The sequence below is a fragment of the Bacillus sp. JJ1127 genome, assembly GCF_036965845.1.
Lineage (GTDB): Bacteria > Bacillota > Bacilli > Bacillales > Bacillaceae_G > Bacillus_A.
The window spans coordinates 1-4994 of record NZ_JBALQK010000373.1 but is presented as its reverse complement, the minus strand read 5'-3'; the positions used below and the strand labels follow the sequence as shown (position 1 = coordinate 4994).

Here is a 4994-nt window from a genome sequence, read left to right as displayed (position 1 = left end):
CATATATGAAGTATATTCTAAAAAAAATATTCCATGTTAAAATTCCCACGTAATACTTATATCATACGGAGATTCATTTGTAAATAATTCCATTTATAATAATTCATTTTACAAGAAAAAATTGTTGCTTTAACACAGAAGAAATGTTTGTATAAATAATTTTAATATGTACACGGATATTATTTACTCTTACTATTTTAGTTGGGCTTGTTGTTCATTTACTGTTGTAGCTGAGCCTTCTTTTACTAAAAAATAAACAATTGGTAGTACTAGAAAACTAGCAATTGCACATAGTATACCAATAGCTAAGAATGACTGTCCTCTCACCAATAGCCAAGAAGCACCTGCAGATGCAAACATCATTCCAATATACATTGCTGAGCTATTAAGAGCCATTACAGTACCTCTGACCTTCGGACTTAATTCTGAGATTAAGGCTGTTAATGAAGATTGTCCAAAACCAATTGATGTACTCCATAATACGTGTGCAATCATTGCAGCTATTACATGGTCAGTTAACAATGAGAAACTAACAACTCCAACTGCCGCGATAATAGTAGCAATTGAAACAACTGCTTTTTTACCTATTTTATCAGACAATTTACCACCTATGACGTTTCCAATAATACTACCAGCTCCTGCAAAAAAGATTACCATTCCAGTTTTTTCAACACTAAAATCAAAGTTTTCTTTGTAATACACTCCAATATAAGAGAACATACCTTGTAAACTAACAGTCCACAAGAAAGTGGATAATAATGCAAAGAACACAGATGAATTTGTAAAAGCTGTTTTAATTGCAGAAATCATTGCTACTGGTGCAGAAACTTGAATTTGATTTGTTGGTGGTGTTTTAGGCAACATTCCAATTACAATAAACGCAACTAACAATGCTAAAATTCCTATGCCATAAAAAGTCCATTGCCAGTTACCAACAGAAGTTAAGAAAGCCCCAATTGGTACTCCTAAAACAGTAGATCCAACCATAGCCCCCATTATCATTCCCATCGCCATTCCACGCATTTTATAAGGTATTTTATCACCTATTAATGCAAATATACTTGGCATTATCATTGCTCCTGATAAGCCTGTTAATGCACGAAAAACTAAAATTGTGTTAAAGTCTTGTGTTAATCCAGTACAAAAAGTTCCTATTGAGAATATTAGCATCCCTGTTACAATCATTTGTTTACGCCCAAATTTGTCAGAAATCGGTCCGAAAAATGGAGCAGTTAACCCATAAAATAAAGCATAAGAAGTAATTAACCACCCTCCTTTTTCCATTGGTGTTGCAGTTGATTTGGCGATATCAGGAATTAAAGGTGATACCACTAAAGAATCCATCCCAATAAAAAATGCTACAATTGCTAGTAGAAATAACATAGGTTTAATGCCTTTGTCATTCATTCAAATCTCTCCTTGTCTCCAGAAATTACTTCATATATGAATTATATATATAAGCAAATTGTAACTATTAGTCACTAGTTACAATTTTGTTATTCTCTTTTCAACATTTAGTAAATGACATTTATAATCTTCAAGGATTTCTGATAGCGTTATAAACTTTTCTTCATTAAAGTAAGAAAAGTTTTCTTTAAGAAATAAATTATATTGAACATTTACTTTTTCTTTTGTTTCTTTTCCCTTTTCAGTTAAAAATACTAATGTTTCTCTTTGATCAGCTGGATTTTTAGTGGTTGTTACAAAACCATCTCTCTTCATTCGTTGAATCATAGTGGTAACATTACTAGGAGCACAACCAATTTTTTGTTTTAGATCAGACATAGAAGTTTTTTCTGTATCTGATAACACTTGTATTACTCCAAATTGCACTATACTGATATCAAATTGTTCTAATTCCTTTTCGAGATTACTTTGTAATTGATGATATACATCTCTAATCAAAGCATATAATTCTCTTGCCGCTATTTGCATAGAAAAACTCCTTTCTTCAGAAAATGAAGCCTACATTGGACAAATTAAATATAGATAATCATATTTTTATGTCAAATAATTTATATGGAGTTTACAACTATTCCTCATATACTTTTCTTACTTCTCTGAAAACCACCTTATACTTCATATATGAAGTATATTCTGTAAATAACTAAATGTCAATTATTTATACTATCATGTTATTTTCCTTCTTACATAAATAAAAAATAGGCTTGTCCTCAATGATCGTCAGTTTCGCACTTACACATATTATCCTTTAGCGCTTTATTACAAATATAGGGAGTGACATAACGCTGTCACTGTAGCTTAACTTTTCTTCTTTTTTATCAGTGTTGACGGATAAAAAAGGTCCAAACACAAAAACAGGATGTGGAGAAGACTTTCTCCACATCCTGAGAACAAATCATATATCTCTACATGACTTGTTCCTTTAACTATTTACTTTTATATCATCTGTTATAGTTGATATAACTAGAGTCATAATAAACCCACTGACCTGTTCCAATTCTTAGCCAACCGTTCTTTTCTTCATATACTGTAACTTTTTCGCCTTTACTTGCGTTTCTAACAATAGAGTAATTTGTACCTGCTCCGCTTCGAATATTTACCCCAATACCATTGATTTGAGCCGTTCCAATTACATTTTGAATACTCCCAGTTTCAATTACTTGGAGCATACTTAAAATCATTTTTGCTGTCTCACCACGAGTTGTTGTACTCCTAGGGTCGAATACGTTATTACCTTTACCTTTTATAATACCTAAACCATATAGTCTTTGAACGTCTTCTTTATAGTTAATTTGGTCTAAGTCTGAGAATGGTAGGTTTGCAACTGGTCCCCATAAGTCTTTAGTTTGTAAAGCCTTGTTTACAATGATTGCTGATTCTTCTCTTGTAATCGGTGCATTAGGGTCAAAGTAACCGTCACCTCTACCTTGAATGATTCCTGCACTTGCTACACGTCGAATACCGTCTTGTAAAGATGGATGTGCATCATCTAAGTCTTTAAATGTAGCATCTCCACTTGGTAGATTTAGAGATTTAGAGATTAATTGAGCAAATTCTGCTCTTGTTACCTCTCTGTTAGGTGAGAATACTCCGTCTCCTTCACCTTGCATAATACCCCTTTTATTTAACTCACGAATACTAGATTCATACCAACCACCTGTAATATCGTCTTGAGGTTTATAATTAGTATCATAATACCATTGAGAACCTTCTAAGAATGAACTCCAAAGTCCTCTATTAATAATATTGTCTGGGCAATGCTTACCGCTCCATTTTTGATGTTTTACTACGTTATCTACTGTAATACCTGTTTCTTTCATTAAATATGCTACTAATTTCTTAGCGTTTTCTAATGCTCTATCGTAGTTACCATCTTGATTAACTGCGATTTCAATTGCAATAGACTCTCGGTTACCTGAACCATTACCGTCACCAGCATGCCATGCGTTTTCATTGATAGGAATATGTTGATAAATCTCTTTATCGTCTACTGTAAAGTGCCATGATGCTACTCGGTTTGTATCCCCTACTGCTTGGTTATATAGGTATTTAGCATGGCTTTTTGCCCCTGCTCCAACACTAGTATTATCAGTTTCATGAATTGTAATGTACTTCGGTTTCATCCGGTTTTGAGGTCTAATATTATCGTTTCCTGGTGGAACAATCCATTCTGTAAATGGAACACCGTTTATTGTACTAGTACCACTACTTAAATATTTACCACTCAAACTACGGTTAGATAACTTGTTTTTAGGTGGTGTTAGTCTACCTGTTTCTTCTTCTGAAGGTTTTACCTTGTCAGTAACTTCTTCTTTACTGATACCCCTTCCATCTACATCTTTAAAACTTTCTTCAATACTTTGTAAAGCCTGTTCTTCTGAAACTTTAAGTTGGTCTGTTTTACCTTGTCCTTGAACTTCCGCAGGTTTAATATTATTACCTTCCTGTTGTTCCTCTGCAAATGATGCTAATGGTGAAGTTAAAACCGTTAATCCTGCTGTTAATGCTACTACTTTTTTATTAAATTTAATGCTCATTTCTAATTTGGTATATCTCACTATTTTAATGGATATACCTTCCTCCTTGTACTTCTTTTAGTATGAATAATAGTTTAAATAATGGTAATCTGAACCCAAAGATAACAACTTGATTTTTCATTTCATATAATCAACCGAAATCTATAGGTCCTCCTTTCTTTTTAGCCTATTCAAGTAATAAAGGAAAATCCTTTAAATCAGTATATTGCAAATCATACATCTAAACCCTTATTGTATATCTCTTAATAGGTATATTAACAGAAATAAATAGAGATAAGGTGCAGATAATATAAAATATCGCTTATTTATTCAACCAATAACAGAACCGAATGGTGAAACCACATATATTTTCGCGCTAGCATCCTTACAACCTGTTGATGAAGCTATACAATTGAAGATTTTTGGTCCAGAAAGATAAGGGAAATCAGATTTTCGTGTTCCAGTTGCTAACATCATCATAGACATCTGATAAAGTATCCGACGCGCATCTCGAACACCACTATATGTTTGTTTAGTCGAGCGTACAAAAGTTCCAGATTGCGAATTTTCGGCTGAAACACCGAGATTCTTTATATGTATGACAGTGCTCTATATCGCCAATAACACCGATTAGAGTACAAGCAATATTTTCACTTACAAAAAGAAAGAAAGAAGTAACTTCGTATATGGATGTGGTTTAATTCCTTTTTCATGGTTTCCTCTGAGGAGAGAATGAATTTCTACATCGATAAACTGGATGCTTTCCTCAAGCCTCAAAGCTTCTTCAGCAACTTTATTATCACTCAACAAGATGCACTGGTGTATTCGCATGAGTCGATAACTCATCGGTCTGTCTAGATAGCTAATTAATTCTTATTTTCTATGGTCCTCGGTGCTTCGTATCTGCGGATACATCCCCCGCTATAGGCCTCGTCCTCCTCCAAAACCAATCAGCCCCTGATACATAATTCCCTGTTTTATACTCTTTCGCGTATAGTATGTAGTCTTTTATTT

At 33.5% G+C, this 4994-nt stretch carries 3 protein-coding genes and 1 pseudogene; all 4 read right to left on the bottom strand.

Annotation, left to right across the window (positions count from 1 at the left end; all coding sequences use genetic code 11):
- Positions 1 to 192 precede the first annotated feature (192 nt).
- Positions 193 to 1407, bottom strand: a complete 1215-nt coding sequence (locus V7183_RS24660; RefSeq protein ID WP_097899785.1) for an MFS transporter — start codon at positions 1405 to 1407, stop codon at positions 193 to 195.
- Positions 1408 to 1485: 78 nt separating this feature from the next.
- Positions 1486 to 1935: a MarR family winged helix-turn-helix transcriptional regulator gene (locus tag V7183_RS24655; RefSeq protein WP_097899784.1), complete on the bottom strand. Its 450-nt coding sequence runs from the start codon at positions 1933 to 1935 to the stop codon at positions 1486 to 1488.
- A gap of 470 nt (positions 1936 to 2405) precedes the next feature.
- Positions 2406 to 4001, bottom strand: coding sequence for an S-layer homology domain-containing protein (locus V7183_RS24650; RefSeq protein ID WP_335361174.1), 1596 nt, complete (start codon positions 3999 to 4001; stop codon positions 2406 to 2408).
- A gap of 429 nt (positions 4002 to 4430) precedes the next feature.
- Positions 4431 to 4772 (bottom strand): annotated as a pseudogene (locus V7183_RS26095) (transposase); the annotation flags it as partial.
- Positions 4773 to 4994 lie beyond the last annotated feature (222 nt).

What these genes read in the sequence shown, in the direction of transcription:
- V7183_RS24650 (WP_335361174.1), bottom strand. Translation starts at nt 4,001, where the DNA reads ATGAGCATTAAATTTAATAAAAAAGTAGTAGCATTAACAGCAGGATTA.
- V7183_RS24655 (WP_097899784.1), bottom strand. Translation starts at nt 1,935, where the DNA reads ATGCAAATAGCGGCAAGAGAATTATATGCTTTGATTAGAGATGTATAT.
- V7183_RS24660 (WP_097899785.1), bottom strand. Translation starts at nt 1,407, where the DNA reads ATGAATGACAAAGGCATTAAACCTATGTTATTTCTACTAGCAATTGTA.